Annotated in this window: 12 protein-coding genes and 2 tRNA genes; 7 read left to right on the plus strand and 7 right to left on the minus strand. The window is 42.0% G+C overall.

Features of this window, described 5'->3' with window-relative positions:
- Positions 1 to 52: 52 nt before the first annotated feature.
- Together B3R63_RS12960 and B3R63_RS12965 are read left to right on the plus strand one after the other, a co-directional pair.
- Positions 53 to 2,029, plus strand: coding sequence for a DUF2075 domain-containing protein (locus B3R63_RS12960; protein ID WP_286731723.1), 1,977 nt, complete (start codon positions 53 to 55; stop codon positions 2,027 to 2,029).
- A 219-nt stretch (positions 2,030 to 2,248) separates the two neighbouring features.
- The gene (locus tag B3R63_RS12965) at positions 2,249 to 4,435 is read left to right on the plus strand and encodes a SulP family inorganic anion transporter (protein WP_286731727.1); all 2,187 of its coding nucleotides are present in this window, start codon (positions 2,249 to 2,251) and stop codon (positions 4,433 to 4,435) included.
- A gap of 59 nt (positions 4,436 to 4,494) precedes the next feature.
- Here B3R63_RS12965 and B3R63_RS12970 read toward each other — a convergent pair whose 3' ends face one another.
- Entirely contained in the window at positions 4,495 to 5,382 is an 888-nt protein-coding gene (locus tag B3R63_RS12970; protein ID WP_005407184.1) for an SDR family NAD(P)-dependent oxidoreductase, read from the minus strand.
- 410 nt (positions 5,383 to 5,792) lie between these two features.
- Positions 5,793 to 7,070, minus strand: a complete 1,278-nt coding sequence (locus tag B3R63_RS12975; protein ID WP_286731729.1) for an O-acetylhomoserine aminocarboxypropyltransferase/cysteine synthase family protein — start codon at positions 7,068 to 7,070, stop codon at positions 5,793 to 5,795.
- Positions 7,071 to 7,354: 284 nt separating this feature from the next.
- Here B3R63_RS12975 and ettA point away from each other — a divergent pair, with 284 nt between their 5' ends.
- Positions 7,355 to 9,016, plus strand: a complete 1,662-nt coding sequence (ettA, locus tag B3R63_RS12980) for an energy-dependent translational throttle protein EttA (protein ID WP_005018007.1) — start codon at positions 7,355 to 7,357, stop codon at positions 9,014 to 9,016.
- 232 nt (positions 9,017 to 9,248) lie between these two features.
- Positions 9,249 to 10,175 (plus strand): cation diffusion facilitator family transporter, encoded by a 927-nt coding sequence (locus B3R63_RS12985; RefSeq protein ID WP_286731733.1) that lies wholly within the window; start codon positions 9,249 to 9,251, stop codon positions 10,173 to 10,175.
- A 13-nt stretch (positions 10,176 to 10,188) separates the two neighbouring features.
- Here B3R63_RS12985 and B3R63_RS12990 read toward each other — a convergent pair whose 3' ends face one another.
- The 5 genes from B3R63_RS12990 to B3R63_RS13010 all read right to left on the minus strand — a co-directional run bounded on the left by B3R63_RS12990 (position 10,189) and on the right by B3R63_RS13010 (position 12,841).
- Complete coding sequence (locus tag B3R63_RS12990) at positions 10,189 to 10,527, minus strand: hypothetical protein (protein WP_286731736.1); 339 nt, start codon at positions 10,525 to 10,527, stop codon at positions 10,189 to 10,191.
- A 106-nt stretch (positions 10,528 to 10,633) separates the two neighbouring features.
- Positions 10,634 to 10,709, minus strand: a tRNA-Glu gene (locus B3R63_RS12995).
- Positions 10,710 to 10,742: 33 nt separating this feature from the next.
- Positions 10,743 to 10,818: transfer RNA gene (locus B3R63_RS13000), tRNA-Ala, on the minus strand.
- A gap of 56 nt (positions 10,819 to 10,874) precedes the next feature.
- Positions 10,875 to 12,386, minus strand: coding sequence for a glutamate--tRNA ligase (gene gltX / locus B3R63_RS13005; RefSeq protein ID WP_005018016.1), 1,512 nt, complete (start codon positions 12,384 to 12,386; stop codon positions 10,875 to 10,877).
- 113 nt (positions 12,387 to 12,499) lie between these two features.
- Positions 12,500 to 12,841 carry a hypothetical protein gene (locus tag B3R63_RS13010; RefSeq protein WP_005018018.1) on the minus strand — a complete coding sequence of 114 codons (342 nt, stop codon included), beginning with the start codon at positions 12,839 to 12,841 and terminating at the stop codon, positions 12,500 to 12,502.
- A gap of 455 nt (positions 12,842 to 13,296) precedes the next feature.
- Here B3R63_RS13010 and B3R63_RS13015 point away from each other — a divergent pair, with 455 nt between their 5' ends.
- The 3 genes from B3R63_RS13015 to ftsL all read left to right on the plus strand — a co-directional run bounded on the left by B3R63_RS13015 (position 13,297) and on the right by ftsL (position 15,785).
- Positions 13,297 to 14,313 carry a sulfate ABC transporter substrate-binding protein gene (locus tag B3R63_RS13015; RefSeq protein ID WP_414630843.1) on the plus strand — a complete coding sequence of 339 codons (1,017 nt, stop codon included), beginning with the start codon at positions 13,297 to 13,299 and terminating at the stop codon, positions 14,311 to 14,313.
- 201 nt (positions 14,314 to 14,514) lie between these two features.
- Complete coding sequence (rsmH, locus tag B3R63_RS13020) at positions 14,515 to 15,426, plus strand: 16S rRNA (cytosine(1402)-N(4))-methyltransferase RsmH (protein ID WP_286731740.1); 912 nt, start codon at positions 14,515 to 14,517, stop codon at positions 15,424 to 15,426.
- Positions 15,427 to 15,437: 11 nt separating this feature from the next.
- On the plus strand, positions 15,438 to 15,785 hold the full coding sequence (gene ftsL, locus B3R63_RS13025) for a cell division protein FtsL (protein ID WP_005018026.1): 348 nt from the start codon (positions 15,438 to 15,440) through the stop codon (positions 15,783 to 15,785).

Here is a 15,785-nt window from a genome sequence, read left to right on the forward strand (position 1 = left end):
GGAGGTTTTCTTTTTTATCTAAAATAAATTGAAGAAAGTTTGGCTAAAAAGAATGGGTCTTGCACAAAGTTACTACCAGAATAATTTTTTAGAATTCAGGAATGAAAATGAAGAGGCTATATTAGGTTCACTGGCTTATCAGCATGAGTTCAGTCTTGATGAATTACAAAAAAGTGCATGGCTTAAGCAAATTACGATTTTAAAGAGAGCTCTTTGTATACTTGATCAAGGCGAGATCTTTTTTGAATTTCATATTCCACGTATGGGGAAACGTGTAGATAATATTTTGATCATTCAAGATTTGATTTTAGTCATTGAATTCAAAGTAGGAGATACGCAATACAGTCACTCAGCACAAACACAAGTAATTGATTACTGTTTGGACTTACTTAATTTTCATGCAGGTAGTCATAATCAGAAAGTAATTCCAGTTTTGGTGGCTACACAGGCAGCAGAAACTAGGCAGAATTGGGAGAAAATAGCCTCATTAAATGAGGCAGCATGCTGTAATGCAGAAAATTTTGGAGAGATACTTTCTGAAATTATTCAGCAATTTTCTCATAATTCAGTCATTAATACCCAATCTTGGCTGGAAGCTCCCTACAAACCGACACCGACAATTATTGAAGCAGCACAAGCTTTATATAAAGGCCATCAAGTCCAAGAAATTTCTCGTAGTGATGCAGGTACGATTAATCTTGAAATTACCTCTAATAAGATTGAGGAAATCATTGAATACTCCAAGCAAAATAAAATAAAGTCGATCTGCTTTTTAACCGGGGTACCTGGTGCAGGCAAAACGCTTGCTGGTCTAAATATTGCGAATCAGCGCTTGAAAAAGGACCAGACAGAGCATGCTGTTTTTCTTTCAGGTAATGGGCCATTGGTCGATGTATTACGTGAAGCATTGGTGCGCGATACAGTAAAAAATTTTAAATTGCAGGGCCTGTCAAAAAGTCATCTAGCGGCAGAGCGTTCAGCAAAAGCGTTTATACAGAATATTCATCATTTTCGAGATTATTATTTACGCTCTACAGAAATACCTGTTGAGCAGGTAGTGGTTTTTGATGAGGCGCAGCGGGCCTGGCAAAAAGAACAGGTTTCTAATTTTATGAAACTCAAAAAGGGGATTGATAATTTTACTATGTCTGAACCCGAGTTTTTGATCAATGTGATGAATCGGCATATAGATTGGTGTGTTGTAGTCTGTTTAATCGGTGGTGGTCAAGAAATTAATACAGGAGAAGCTGGCGTTACTGAATGGTTAGAAGCCTTGAAACAGAAGTTTTCTGATTGGCAAATTTATTATTCCGAAAAGATATTAGAAGACAGCGTTTATTTGGACTCTACAGAACATAGGAACTGGCTACAAACTACAGGCATTAATGAACAGGATTTACATTTAGCTGTCTCTGTACGTTCATTTAGAAGTGAGCGGGTATCACAATTAATTCAATATATTTTAGATGGGAATTCTCAGGCTGCTCAACAGCTCTATTCAGAGATCAGTTCTGATTATCCTGTCGTATTGAGCAGAAATTTGAAGCAAGCTAAACAATGGTTAAAAACCAGGGCAAAAGGATCGGAGCGTTACGGCATTGTAGCAAGCTCTGGAGCAAAGCGTTTAAGAGCAGATGGAATAGATATTAAAAGTAAAATTACTCCTGAACATTGGTTTCTAAATCTAGATACAGATGTACGCTCTTCATATTACCTAGAAGAGGTCGCTACCGAATTTGATATACAGGGTCTGGAAATTGACTATACCTGTGTTGCTTGGGATATTAATTTTTATTTTGATCAGGAGTGGAAGTATCAGACTTTCAAGGGTAGTACATGGCAGAAAATTAAAAATGAAGCCAAGCAAAAATACTTGCTAAATGCGTATCGGGTTTTATTGACTCGCGCGCGACAAGGCATGGTAATTTATGTGCCTGAAATAGAGCAGGCCGACTGGACCCGGCCAGCGAAATATTATAATTTTACTTATCAATTTTTAATGGAGTGCGGTTTCGAAACCTTAAAATGAAAAAGTAAGATGAAAGAAATCCAACTCTAGCAAGCATAAGGCAGAGTTAGATAAAAGTTAAATAAAATAGTGTAAAAATCACACATTATAGTAGCATAATCAGGCTTTAATTCAGAAAGATTGTCAGACAATATCAACTCGCTTTTTATAAAAACATCGATGTTAGTGTTACATCTGACCTCGAAGTCGATTCTAATTTTTATTCCAAACGGTTGTTTTATGTCAGTTTTAAATTTGAGAAAACCCTTTTATTTAAAAGATATACTCTCTGGACTTGTCGTTTTTCTGGTCGCATTGCCCTTGTGTTTAGGTATAGCTTTAGCCTCAGGTGCACCCATTATTTCCGGTATTATTGCGGGGATTGTAGGCGGAATTGTCGTCGGGGTGTTGAGTGGCTCACACATCGGTGTGGCAGGCCCGGCGGCCGGGCTCACGGCAGTCATTCTGGTACAACTGGATCAATTAAGCGGCAATTATGCCGCTTTTTTATTGTGTATTATTTTTGCCGGTTTACTTCAAATTGGCTTTGGTCTATTCAAGCTAGGTTTTTTTGCTAATTTTATTCCCAATAACGTTATTTTAGGGCTGCTCGCAGCAATTGGTGTAATTCTGATTGCAACCCAATTACCTTATTTATTCGGTATCAATGATTTCTCATGGTCAGCAGTTTGGTCTGGAACATTTTTTTCAAATTTTAGCTCCCTTGATAAAGGCGCAGCACTGATTGGTCTGCTCAGTCTATTTTTGATTCTGGCTTGGGACAGTAGTTCTCTTAAAAAACTGGTTCTGCCATCGGCACTGGTAGCTGTAGTTGCCGCCGCGCTATTAAATTTTATTTTAATGTTGATAGGGTCTCCTTTGGCAGTTCAGAATCATAACTTGATTCAGTTACCTAATTTACTGGAAGCTCCAAGAGATGTACTGATTTTCCCGGATTTTAGCTATTTAGCAGAACCACTGATTTACACCGGAGCTATTACCCTTGCGGTAGTCGCTTCTCTGGAAACACTTCTGAATCTCGAAGCGGCAGACAAACTTGATCCACAAAAACGTTCATCACCACCGAACCGCGAGTTATGGGCACAAGGCACAGGCAATATTGTTTCCGGTTTAATTGGAGGTATGCCAATTACGTCGGTAATTGTACGTAGCTCCGTCAATGCCAATTCTGGCGCACGCAGTAAATGTTCGACCATTATTCATGGCATTTTCCTGCTACTGGCAGTGATGTTTTTTGTGCCATTGATGAATATGATTCCTTTATCAGCTCTAGCTGCGATTTTAATTTTAACGGGCTTTAAACTTACCCATCCAAAACTCTTTAAAAAGCTTTATCAGCAGGGCTGGAAACAGTTTTTGCCTTTTATTATCACATTAGTTGCGATTTTACTCACAGATCTGCTCACTGGAATTCTAATTGGATTATTGGTCAGTAGTGCTTTTATCCTATACGGTAATTTGAATAAGGGCGTACGTGTATATAAGGAAAAGCATTTGCACGGTATTGTTACACGGATTGAACTGCCTTCACAGGTTACTTTTTTAAACCGTTCAGCACTCATTTCGGCTCTCGAACATGTTCATAAAGGTGAGCAGTTAATTCTGGATGCGACTCAGTCCGATTCAATCGATCCAGATATTTATCAAGTTATTCAGGAGTATCAGAATGAAACTGCCATTAAACGCAAGATTGATTTAAAACTAATCGGATTCAAACAGCATTACCATGAACTGGATGACGCAGTACTAGATATTGATATCAGTACTCGCGATTTGCAGCAGCAACTGACACCTGCCCAAGTACTGAACTTGCTTAAGGAAGGAAATGAGCGTTTTGTGAAAAATGAACGTTTACAACGTGATATTTACCGGCAGATCCGAGTAACTGCTGATCAGGGTCAACATCCGATTGCTGCCGTACTCGGCTGTATGGACTCAAGAGCTCCTACAGAGATGCTGTTCGATGTCGGAATTGGGGATTTATTCAGCCTGCGTATTGCAGGAAATGTGGCCGGACAGAAAGTCATAGGCTCTCTTGAGTTTGCCTGTCAGGCTAAGGGTTCAAAAGTAGTTGTGGTGCTGGGCCATACTGACTGCGGAGCAGTAACTAGTGCCTGCCAGCTGCGGTTACAGCATAAAAGTATTTCTGACATTAAAGAAATGCCGTATATTCAGTATATCTTGGGGCCGCTAATGCATTCGGTTCAGAGCGCTTACGATATTATGCAGCCGCGTGAGCTGAACCGGCCTTTTATTGATCAGGTAACTACCCTGAATGTTCATTACAATATCCAGTATATTGTTAACCACAGCTCTGTCTTAAAAGAGATGCTTGAACGTGGAGAAATAGCCATTGTGGGAGCAATTTATGATGTGCAGACCGGTCGGGTCAATTTTCTGGAATAAAAGAAACTAGCAAAATGCCTCCAGAATAGGAGGCATTTTTATTGATAAAGTAATTATATTTACCAGTGTTCACCTGGAAAAATACGGGCATAAGCGCGTTGAACCCAGTTAAGTTTTTCCTGTTTACCCACTGATGCGCTGGAACTTGGAAACAGATTAAAGCCAATTGACATAAACATATTGTTGATTTCAGGAGCAATCGAATAAGTAATAGATGCCAAACGGCCAAGATGCGTAGCCAAGCGTTTCGGACGCTTGATAATGGCATAGGCAATCAGATCAGCTGCCTGCTCAGGCGACAGCGTAGGGACATAACGATAAATTTTGGTTGGTGCAATCATGGGAGTGCGCACCAGAGGCATATAAATTGAAGTGATTGCAATCTTGTGTGAATGCACTTCTGCTGACAGACAGCGGCTAAAAGCATCTAGCGCGGCTTTAGAAGCCACATAAGCAGAAAAACGGGTTGCATTAGCCAGCACACCAATTGAACTGATATTAATGATCTGTCCGTCACGACGCTGCATCATTTGCGGCAATATATTCAGAATCAGACGGATCGCACCGAAATAATTCAGCTGCATGGTACGCTCAAAGTCATGAAAACGGTCAATTGATTCATGGACAGCACGGCGAATAGAACGTCCAGCATTATTAATCAGGATATCAATATGGTCTACAGACGCCAGAATTTTCTGGGAACATGCATCAATAGCATCCAAATCATTTAAATCACATGGGAAAATAGTTGCTTTTCCACCTTCTGCTTCAATTTCAGCCTGAACTTCTTGCAAGGTAGATTCAGTACGGGCAACCAGCAGCACATGTGCACCCGCTTGAGCAAGTTTCTTGGCTGTAGTTAGGCCAATTCCACTGGAAGCACCGGTGATGAGTGCTACCTTGCCATTTACCTTGTCTTCGAAAAGTTTCTCTAATTTGTTGTTCACGTAGATCTTCCTGGCTGAAAATTTGCTGAGGCAAAATAAATATAATTTTTTTAAATATGTTATAGCCATGACCTGCGATAGGCCAAGGGGCTCAGTCGGTTTTTATCTTAACGAAATGACGGGAAAAATCCAGAGTTAAGTGGTTGAATCTAAAAATAATATTTAGAGTAATTACTCTAATTTGGGTATGTGTTTATACTGTGTTTTAACACAAGTTAAAATAGTTGAAAAGATAAAACTTTGAAAAAGCAGTTCATAAATGGAAAGTAAAAACATATGCCAGATTAAAATAAAGCTATCAGGTAGGGCTAATTATCAGAAACATTCGAGTTCAAGCTTTTTAGTCACACTGTCTGGTATTTGAGGGAATATAAACAGGGCCATGTATGTTGACCCTGCTTGTGTATAACTTAAACTGCGGCAAGTGCCTGTTCCAGATCGGCAATCAGGTCATCAGCATGTTCAATGCCGATAGATAAACGCACCATATCCTCGCTAACCCCTGCAGATTTCAACTCCTGTTCATTGAGCTGACGATGGGTAGTGGTTGCCGGATGACAAGCCAAACTTTTCGCATCGCCAATATTGACCAGGCGGGTAAAGAGCTGCAGTGCATCAATAAAACGGGTACCGCCAGCAAGTCCATCCTGTACCCCAAAGGATAAGATAGCCGAAGGTTTACCCTGAACATATTTTTGTGCCAGCGCATGCTGTGGATGGTCTGTCAGGCCTGCATAATTTACCCATTTGACTTTTGGATGAGCTTTCAAATACTCGGCAATTTTTAGAGCATTTTCGGTATGGCGCTCCATGCGCAGGCTTAAAGTTTCCAGTCCTTGCAGAATCATGAAAACATTCATCGGGCTAATGGCGGCGCCAGTATTACGTAAAGGCACAACACGTGCACGGGCAATATAAGCAGCTTCACCAAGCGCCTCGACATAGTTAACCCCATGATAACTTGGGTCGGGCGTATTTAACACTTTAAAACGGTCCGGATATTTACCCCAAGGGAATTTACCGCTATCGACAATCGCACCACCAATACTGTTACCGTGACCTCCAATATATTTGGTTAGCGAGTGCACCACGATATCAGCACCAAATTCAAAAGGCTTGAGCAAGACCGGTGTCGCTACCGTATTGTCAACTACAACCGGTACCCCGTATTCATGGGCAATTTTACTGATGGCTTCCAGATCAATGATATTGCCAAGCGGATTACCAATTGACTCGACAAATACCAGTTTGGTTTTATCATCAATCAGAGAGTGTAATACTTCTGGATCCTGATAATCGAAGAAGCGCACTTCAATTCCCTGTTTGGGCAATGTATGGGCAAACAGATTATATGTACCACCATATAGGGTGGAAACAGAAGCAATATTATCACCTGCTTCGGCAATAGTCTGAATCGCATAGGTAATTGCTGCCATGCCCGAAGCAAGTGCCAGTGCACCTATTCCACCCTCTAGAGCTGCGATACGCTGTTCAAGAACCGCCGTTGTAGGGTTCATAATACGGGTATAAATATTGCCCTGGACTTTTAAATCGAACAGGTCGGCCCCATGTTGAGTATTATCGAAAGAGTAGGACGTGGTCTGGTAAATAGGTACCGCTACGGCTTTCGTCGTCGCTTCAGGGCTATAACCGGCATGAATTGCCAAAGTTTCATCTTTATATGTCATATTATTTCTTCGATGTGGGTTAAAACCTGATCGAGTCTAGCATTTTTTAATATGAAATAAAGCTTTCCTATTCTTTGTCTATATCTATTTATTTCATAAGTATAGTGATGAGTTTAAGCAAACTCAAAATCTTGGTGTGAGATTAATTTTTAGTCACAAAAGGTTGGGAGATAACCCGCAGAATACCCAGAGTACGCCTTATGTTTTCATGGTATTCATCGTATAATACGCTGGTTATTTTTTCGCAGTTTGCGATATTCTGATTTTCAATTGAGGAGTCCTGCGTGGCCCAATATATTTACACGATGAACCGTGTGTCGAAGATGGTTCCGCCTAAGCGTGAAATCCTGAAAGACATCTCTTTGTCATTTTTTCCGGGTGCAAAAATTGGTGTGCTCGGTCTTAACGGTGCAGGTAAATCAACTCTGCTCCGTATCATGGCGGGCGTAGATAAAGATTTCTCTGGGGAAGCACGTGCGCAACCAGGTATTAAAATCGGCTATCTGGAACAGGAACCACCCCTGGATCCGAACAAAGATGTACGTGGAAATGTTGAAGATGGTCTGCGTGAACCGTTAGATGCATTAGCCCGCCTGGATGAAGTGTTTGCAGAATATGCAGCAGAAGATGCTGACTTTGACGCACTTGCAAAAGAACAAGAGAAACTTGAAGCCATCATCCAGACTTGGGATGCGCATAATCTGAATAACCAGATGGAACAGGCTGCTGCTGCATTAAACTTGCCGGCTTGGGATGCTGACGTGACTCTGCTTTCAGGGGGTGAACGCCGCCGTGTTGCACTTTGCCGTCTGCTCCTATCTAAACCGGACATGCTCCTTCTTGACGAACCGACTAACCACCTGGATGCAGAATCTGTGTCTTGGTTAGAACGTTTCCTAAAAGACTTTCCTGGTACCATTGTTGCTATTACGCACGACCGTTATTTCCTTGATAACGTTGCTGAGTGGATTCTGGAGCTTGACCGCGGACATGGTATTCCTTACCAGGGCAATTACACGTCTTGGCTGGAACAGAAAAATGCCCGTCTAGAACAGGAACAGAAACAGGAAGAGTCTTTTGCTAAAGCCTTGAAAAAAGAACTCGAATGGGTTCGTTCAAATGCCAAAGGCCAGCAGAAAAAGAACAAGGCTCGTATGGAGCGTTTTGAAGAGTTAAACTCTAAAGAATTCCAGCAGCGTAATGAAACTTCTGAAATTTATATTCCACCTGGTCCGCGTTTAGGTAATAAGGTAGTAGAAGTTGAAGGCATCAGTAAATCCTTTGATGGACGTCTGCTTTATGAAAACCTGACCTTCTCTGTACCACCAACAGCAATTGTTGGTATTGTCGGTCCAAACGGTGCGGGTAAAACCACACTATTCCGTATGATGACTGGGGAACAGCAGCCAGATACCGGAACAGTTACTCTGGGTGATTCAGTTAAAGTGGCCTATGTTGGCCAGATTCGTGACACCTTGGATAACAACAAAACCGTATGGGAAGAGGTTTCTGGCGGTCTGGATATCTTGAAAGTAGGTGATTACGAAATTGCGTCTCGCGCCTATATTGGCCGTTTTAACTTTAAAGGCCAAGACCAGCAGAAACGTGTAGGTGAACTTTCTGGTGGCGAGCGAAACCGCTTGCAGCTGGCAAAAATCTTGCAGCAGGGTGCTAATGTAATCCTGCTTGATGAACCTTCAAACGATCTTGATATTGAAACTTTGCGTGCACTTGAAGATGCAATTTTGGTCTTTCCGGGTACAGTTATGGTGGTATCGCATGACCGCTGGTTCCTGGACCGTATTGCAACGCATATTTTGTCGTTTGAAAATGAGCAGCCTGAATTTTACACGGGTAACTATGCTGAATATGAAGCATATCGTCAGTCACGCCTAGGCGATGCAGCTGTAACCAAACGCGCCAAATATAAAAAAATCAGTGGATAATAGCCACAACTGAAAAACCAGCCTGAGGGCTGGTTTTTTTGTTTTTAGGATTTTGGCATCTCAGACCATACCAATAGAAAAATCCATAGTAACAATTGGTTAACTGAATTCTCAAATTGGTAAATTAAACATTGTTTTACTGTCAGAAGTGAACTGGATATCCCAGTAGCATACTGTTACCTTAGAGGATAAGAACTGTAGAGTAATCCACTAAGAATCGAGGAGACTGTCAATGGGCGCGCATCATGGGCACGATCACAGTCATGCAGTCGTCACTGAAGGTAATGCCAAAAAGCTTGGTTTTGCTTTGGCACTAACTACGACCTTCTTAATTATTGAGATAGTTGCGGGCTTTATAACCCAAAGTTTGGCTCTGTTATCAGATGCCGCGCATATGTTTACCGATGCCGCAGCGTTAGCTATTGCATTGGTTGCCATTAAAATTGCTAAACGTCCCGCTGATGATAAGCGTACCTTTGGCTATCAACGCTTTGAAATTCTGGCAGCACTTTTCAACGCCTGTATGTTGTTTGTGGTGGCTATCTATATTTTATATGAAGCCTACCAACGTTTTAGCCAGCCTCCCGAGATTCAGAGCCTTGGCATGCTCTCCGTGGCAATTATTGGCCTAGTGATCAATCTGATTTCCATGCGCATTCTGTTTTCGAGTTCGAAAGACAGCCTAAATGTGAAAGGGGCTTATCTTGAGGTTCTGAGTGATGCCTTGGGTTCAGTTGGTGTTATTGTTGGCGCCTTAATTATTTATTTTACTGGCTGGATGTGGGTAGATACCCTAATCGCAGTGCTAATTGGTTTCTGGGTATTACCACGGACCTGGATATTGCTGAAACAGAGTATCAATATTCTACTTGAAGGCGTACCTGAAGAGATCGATATTGAAAAGCTGCGTAATGACCTCTTGGAACTCGATGGTGTCGAGAGCATTCATCAGCTTAAAGTCTGGGCTATTACTTCTAAAAATGTGCATCTAACTGTGCATTTGTATGCACCACATGCAAACCGGAACCAACTTCATCAAAATGCTCTCGAAATGTTGACCCATGAGCATGGTATTACCGAGGTGACGTTACAGATTGAGGAGGACCCATGTCAGACACTTGCTCATGACCATCAGAATGATCATGAACACAGTCACTAAATTATTTTAGGGTTTAGATCTGCCACTCATGGCCACATTCACGACACTTCCATTGTTTCTGGGATTGCATAAATGCCTGCATGGACAGTTTAAAGTCTGGCAAATCGCGCCAGAACAGGAATCCGGCTATAAGGCAGATAATAAATACAGCTATAGTCGCCATTTGCAATGTACTGCCGGCACCATCATCAAAGATCCACATGCCGATACTGATTACCACCAGTAGTAATAGAATAAAAATAGCCGGAATCAGGAACACCAGACTTTTGGGAACCACAGGACGGGTGGTATTGGTTCCTTGACTGACTGGTATGATCTTGGGACTCTGGCATTGTGGGCAGCGATATTGCATGAAAAACTCCTAAACTCTTTTGCGGTCTATTTTACCGAATAGTGTAGGTAAGCCGAAAGTGTAAGCATAAAAAAAGCCACTGAATAGGTCAGTGGCTTTTAGAATTTGGCGTCCCTACGGGGATTCGAACCCCGGTTACCGCCGTGAAAGGGCGATGTCCTAGGCCTCTAGACGATAGGGACTTATGAGGCAGCTACACAAAGTAGAACAGCTTCTGGTGGAGTCAAGCGGGATCGAACCGCTGACCTCTACAATGCCATTGTAGCGCTCTACCAACTGAGCTATGACCCCAGCGTTTGTGTGAGCGCAATATTAGGGGCATTGCGCTCATACGTCAACACAAATATTTACTCGCCTTGATCATCTGCTTCATTTTTCGGCAATTTCAGACTTTCATTAAGTTTTTCCCAGGCTTTTAACTCTTTTTTGCTCGGACCACCTACAATTTCTAGTGCACGACGCAAACGGGCAAAGGTCAAGTCGGGACCTAAAGTCACCATAGATTGCATGACAGGCGTGGATGAGGTTGAACCGGCAATCGCAATAAAAAAAGCAGGCATGAAATCACGTAGCTTGATGCCCATTTGGTTAGACAGATCCATTAGAGTCTGGCTGACCGTATCATTATTCCAGGTAAATAGACTTTCCAGCCGCCAGATGGCAAATTGCAGGCTTTGACGAACCTGCTCCTCAGTCAGTTTTTTACTTTCAAACTGTTCTTTGGAAATATTCGGGAACTGATTGAAGTAAAAGCCCGCCCAGTTTACTGCCTCAGAAAGCAGGTTAATTCGCGGCTGGATGGCTGCAGCAATCTCTTCAAGTTTATTACGGTCTGCCTTCCAGTTGAGCAGGGTATTTAACAATTCTGCAGGAGACAATGCCTTAATCCACTGACCATTTAACCAGTTAAGCTTTTCAACATCAAAAATCGGGCCGCCTAGTGATACACGTTTAATGTCAAAGTGTTCGATCATTTCTGCCAGCGTAAACTTTTCACTTTCATCTGGCATAGACCAACCCATACGACCCAGATAGTTTAGTAGGGCCTCTGGCAATACACCAATATCACGGTAATAATTGATTGATGTTGGGTTCTTCCGTTTAGATAACTTGGACTTATCCGGATTACGTAGTAGTGGCATATGACAGATTGTTGGCATATCCCAGCCAAAGTAGGAGTACAGCAACTGGTGTTTTGGTGCCGATGGAATCCATTCTTCGCCACGGATGACATGCGTAATTTGCATAAGATGGTCATCAACCACGTTGGCCAGATGATAAGTAGGCAATCCGTCAGTTTTTAGCAGAATCTGCATGTCTACCTGAGCCCAAGGTATCTCAACTTCACCACGCAGCATGTCATTAAATTTACATACGCCTTCAGCAGGTACTTTCATGCGAATAACATGAGGTTCACCAGCTGCCAGACGGCATTCAACTTCTTCATGAGAGAGCTGCAGACCCCGGCCGTCATAGCGTGGACTTTCACCACGGGCCTGCTGTTCGGCACGCATCTGGTCGAGTTCTTCTGGAGTTGCAAAGCAATAAAAAGCATGACCTTTTTCAACCAGTTCTAATGCATACTGTTTATAGATATGCATACGCTCGGACTGGCGGTATGGTGCATGTGGGCCACCGATATCCGGTCCTTCTGACCAGTTCAGTCCCAGCCATTTTAATGAGTCCAGAATCATTTTTTCTGATTCAGGGGTTGAACGCAGCTGATCGGTATCTTCAATACGCAATATAAATTCGCCTCCATGCTGCTTGGCAAAGCACATATTGAACAGGGCGATATAAGCAGTACCAACATGGGGAAAGCCAGTTGGAGAAGGAGCAATACGGGTGCGGACGTTCATAACTCTTAATTTTCAATAACAGATTAAGACTATTATAACGAAAAAGCCTGACAGCTTAAGGGTTAATTCACCGCAGGCAGGTCAGGCTAAAAAAGACTATGAAAATTATAAAATTAAGAGGTTTGCTGTGGAAAAATAATCTGTACCAGACGGCTGAAACGCTGGTTCTGTGCCGCCAGAAAATTCTGGGTAGGAGCAGCACGCATAGAAGTCAACATTTTTAAATCCAGCTCGGATCTGTCAACTGAAGGCGTAGTTTTCTCAGATTGGCGCTGGTTTAAAGCTTTTTCGATAAGAGAGCCTGTTTTAGCAGGAGCATGGGTAGAACCAGGTATTTTAGATAAATCCTGATTTTTAAGACTGTTGCCTTGTACAATAACTGCGCTATGCCCCATCTGGCTGAGTGTAAGCATACTCAAACTTAAGTAAAAAATTTTAAATAAATTCATGTTCATGTAAGAAGATTCCCCCTATAAATCGGCTAATTTTTATAAAGTTTGCCGAAAATCGCATGAATTAAAACAGCTTTGTCTTAACAGTTACAGTATAGACTCACAATTCATTACAAAATTTTAAACTAACTCTAGTTAAAAAATTACAATAAACCCTAAGCTGTATTGGAAGTGTAGTTTTAACAGATAAATGTGTAGAGAAGGTGAAGAGAAAATAGGAAACTTAAGAGTGCTCAAGATACTTGGATTTTTTGACTGTACTAGAAGCTCAATAAAAGATGAGAGTTTCAGTTAGAGAAAACATGATAACTGTGCCTAAAACAACGTTATATAAAAATCAGGAACTGTAGAACTTAATCAATTGAAGGGAATGCAATACTCAACCGTATAATGAGTTGTTGTTTTATAAAAATTTTCAGTATATTGCAAATTGTTTATCAAGTGACCTAGAGAAGTAAATGAGAAAGCATTTCCAATGGGGTTTAAAAGGTGGCATGTTAGCCACCTTAATACTATGTGGTTCAGTTACACAAGCTGCTGACCGTCAATTTTTGAATGTCTCATATGATGCGACACGTGAATTTTATGATGAGTTCAATAAGTCATATGGTGCTTACTGGAAAAGCCGTACCGGACAAACAGTTGAATTTAAACAGTCACATGGCGGTTCAGGTAAACAGGCACGCTCAGTAGTTGATGGTTTAAAAGGTGATGTAGTGACTTTAGCCTTGGCAAATGACATTAATGAGATCGTAAAATCTGGCCAGATTAAAGCAGGCTGGCAAAAAGAATTTCCTTATAATTCTGCACCCTATACTTCAACTATCGTTTTTATGGTACGTAAAGGTAATCCGAAAAAAATTCAGGACTGGAAAGATCTGACCAGACCGGGTGTGCAGATTATTACACCTAACCCTAAAACAGGCGGCTTGCCACGTTGGATCTATCTGTCGGCCTGGGGCTATGCGCTGAAACAGCCGGGTGGTAATGATGCTAAGGCACGAGAGTTTGTTAAAAGCATGTATAAGAATGTCAAGGTGATGGACTCTGCTGCACGTGCTTCTATGACGACATTCGCCGAACGTGGCATGGGTGATGTACTGCTAACCTGGGAAAATGAAGCTCTAGTCACGCTTAAAACTTTAGGCCGTGATAAATATGATATTGTTTATCCATCAATTTCAATTTTAACAGAACCATCGGTTGCAATTGTTGACAAGACAGTTGAAAAAAATGGTAATAAATGGCTGGCTACCGGCTATATTAATTATTTGTATTCTCCTTTGGGCCAGGAAATGGCAGCAAAATACTATTATCGGCCACGTAACCAGAAAGTTATGGCGAAATATACTGCTCAATTTCCCAAGCTGAAAACTTTCACCATTGATGAAGTATTCGGGGGATGGAGCAAGGCACAGCAAACCCATTTTGTAAATGGAGCAACATTTGACCAGATTTATAATGATCGTCGCTAACCATTCGTCGTTCAAGTAGTTCCTCTGGAAGAGCCCTGTAGCAGAATAATTCTGTCAGGGCTTTTTAATGAGGCTTTAAAAAAGATCGGCAAAACGGTTTTCTCTATAGAAAATAATATTTCCCTACAAAAAGCCATTTGGAGCTTTATAAAAACAGGGTAATAATGTGCAGTTAAATTTTTAGCTGTCTGAACCGATCTTATGTCGCATATTTCTGTATTACTCCATGAAACTGTTGCTGCCGTACTGGCAGAGCGCAATACAGGAATTTATGTAGACGCAACCTTCGGCCGAGGTGGCCATAGCCGTGAATTACTGGCTCAGCTCAATACAGATGCTCAGGTTTATGCCTTCGATAAAGATCCTCAGGCTTTGGCTGTTGCTGCCGAGCTCGAGCAGCAGGACGCTCGCTTTAAAATTATTCATGCCAGTTTTGCTGACCTTAAACAGGAGCTTGAAAAAATTGGTATAACTGAAGTCGATGGGATCATGGCAGATTTAGGGGTTTCATCGCCACAACTTGATCAGGCTGAACGCGGTTTTAGCTTTATGCAAGACGGACCTTTAGATATGCGTATGGATAATTCCCAAGGCCAAACCGCAGCAGAGTGGCTGGTCAATATTGAAGAAGAGGCATTAGCCAATATTATTTATCAGTATGGGGAAGAGCGTTACAGTCGCTGCCTAGCCCGCGCAATTAAACAGGCAGGCTACATTGCAACCACTGGCCAGCTGGCTGAACTCGTGAAAACTGCCCATCCAAAATGGGAAAAACACAAGCATCCTGCTACGCGTACCTTTCAGGCTATTCGTATTGCCATCAATAAAGAATTAGAGGATATTGAGCTGTTTCTACCACAGGCAGTCGATATTCTTAAACCACATGGACGCCTGGCGGTAATCAGTTTCCATTCACTGGAAGACCGTCTGATCAAACAGTTTATACAAAAAGAATCAAGTTTGGCCGAAGATTCAGGCTGGGGAATGCCGCAAATACAGCAGGACACTCGCCGTTTGAAGAAAATTTCACGTATTAAAGCCAGTGATGCCGAAGTTAAAGAAAACCCACGCTCACGTAGTGCTTGGTTAAGAGTAGCAGAACGCTTAGCATAGTAAGGCGCACAATGAAAAAAAAAGTTGTTGAAGAAAAAGCTGAACAACCTCTCTTGCAGAAACCGGCTCTCAAGAAAATTGTGGTTTACACAGTTCTGGTACTGCTGGTTTTTATGAGTGCGGTCATGGTGGTTTTTCAGGTTTTTCAATATCGTCATGATTACCGAGATCTGAGTTCCTATATGCGTGAAAGGGATGACCTGAACGCAGAATGGGGACGCCTGCTGATTGAACAACAGACTTTTGGCGCCACTGCCCAGATTGGAACCCGGGCAGTAACCCAGTTGCGTATGTATTCTCCGCCGGCTTCACAAACTGTGGTGATTTCCTTACCTATGACTTCTGAGCAAAAAAAATAA

This window comes from Acinetobacter sp. UBA1297 (genome assembly GCF_002307755.1).
GTDB lineage: Bacteria > Pseudomonadota > Gammaproteobacteria > Pseudomonadales > Moraxellaceae > Acinetobacter > Acinetobacter radioresistens.

What these genes read in the sequence shown, in the direction of transcription:
- B3R63_RS12960 (WP_286731723.1), top strand. Translation starts at nt 53, where the DNA reads ATGGGTCTTGCACAAAGTTACTACCAGAATAATTTTTTAGAATTCAGG.
- B3R63_RS12965 (WP_286731727.1), top strand. Translation starts at nt 2,249, where the DNA reads ATGTCAGTTTTAAATTTGAGAAAACCCTTTTATTTAAAAGATATACTC.
- B3R63_RS12975 (WP_286731729.1), bottom strand. Translation starts at nt 7,070, where the DNA reads ATGACATATAAAGATGAAACTTTGGCAATTCATGCCGGTTATAGCCCT.
- B3R63_RS12985 (WP_286731733.1), top strand. Translation starts at nt 9,249, where the DNA reads ATGGGCGCGCATCATGGGCACGATCACAGTCATGCAGTCGTCACTGAA.
- B3R63_RS12990 (WP_286731736.1), bottom strand. Translation starts at nt 10,527, where the DNA reads ATGCAATATCGCTGCCCACAATGCCAGAGTCCCAAGATCATACCAGTC.
- gltX (WP_005018016.1), bottom strand. Translation starts at nt 12,386, where the DNA reads ATGAACGTCCGCACCCGTATTGCTCCTTCTCCAACTGGCTTTCCCCAT.
- B3R63_RS13010 (WP_005018018.1), bottom strand. Translation starts at nt 12,841, where the DNA reads ATGAACATGAATTTATTTAAAATTTTTTACTTAAGTTTGAGTATGCTT.
- B3R63_RS13015 (WP_414630843.1), top strand. Translation starts at nt 13,297, where the DNA reads ATGAGAAAGCATTTCCAATGGGGTTTAAAAGGTGGCATGTTAGCCACC.
- rsmH (WP_286731740.1), top strand. Translation starts at nt 14,515, where the DNA reads ATGTCGCATATTTCTGTATTACTCCATGAAACTGTTGCTGCCGTACTG.
- ftsL (WP_005018026.1), top strand. Translation starts at nt 15,438, where the DNA reads ATGAAAAAAAAAGTTGTTGAAGAAAAAGCTGAACAACCTCTCTTGCAG.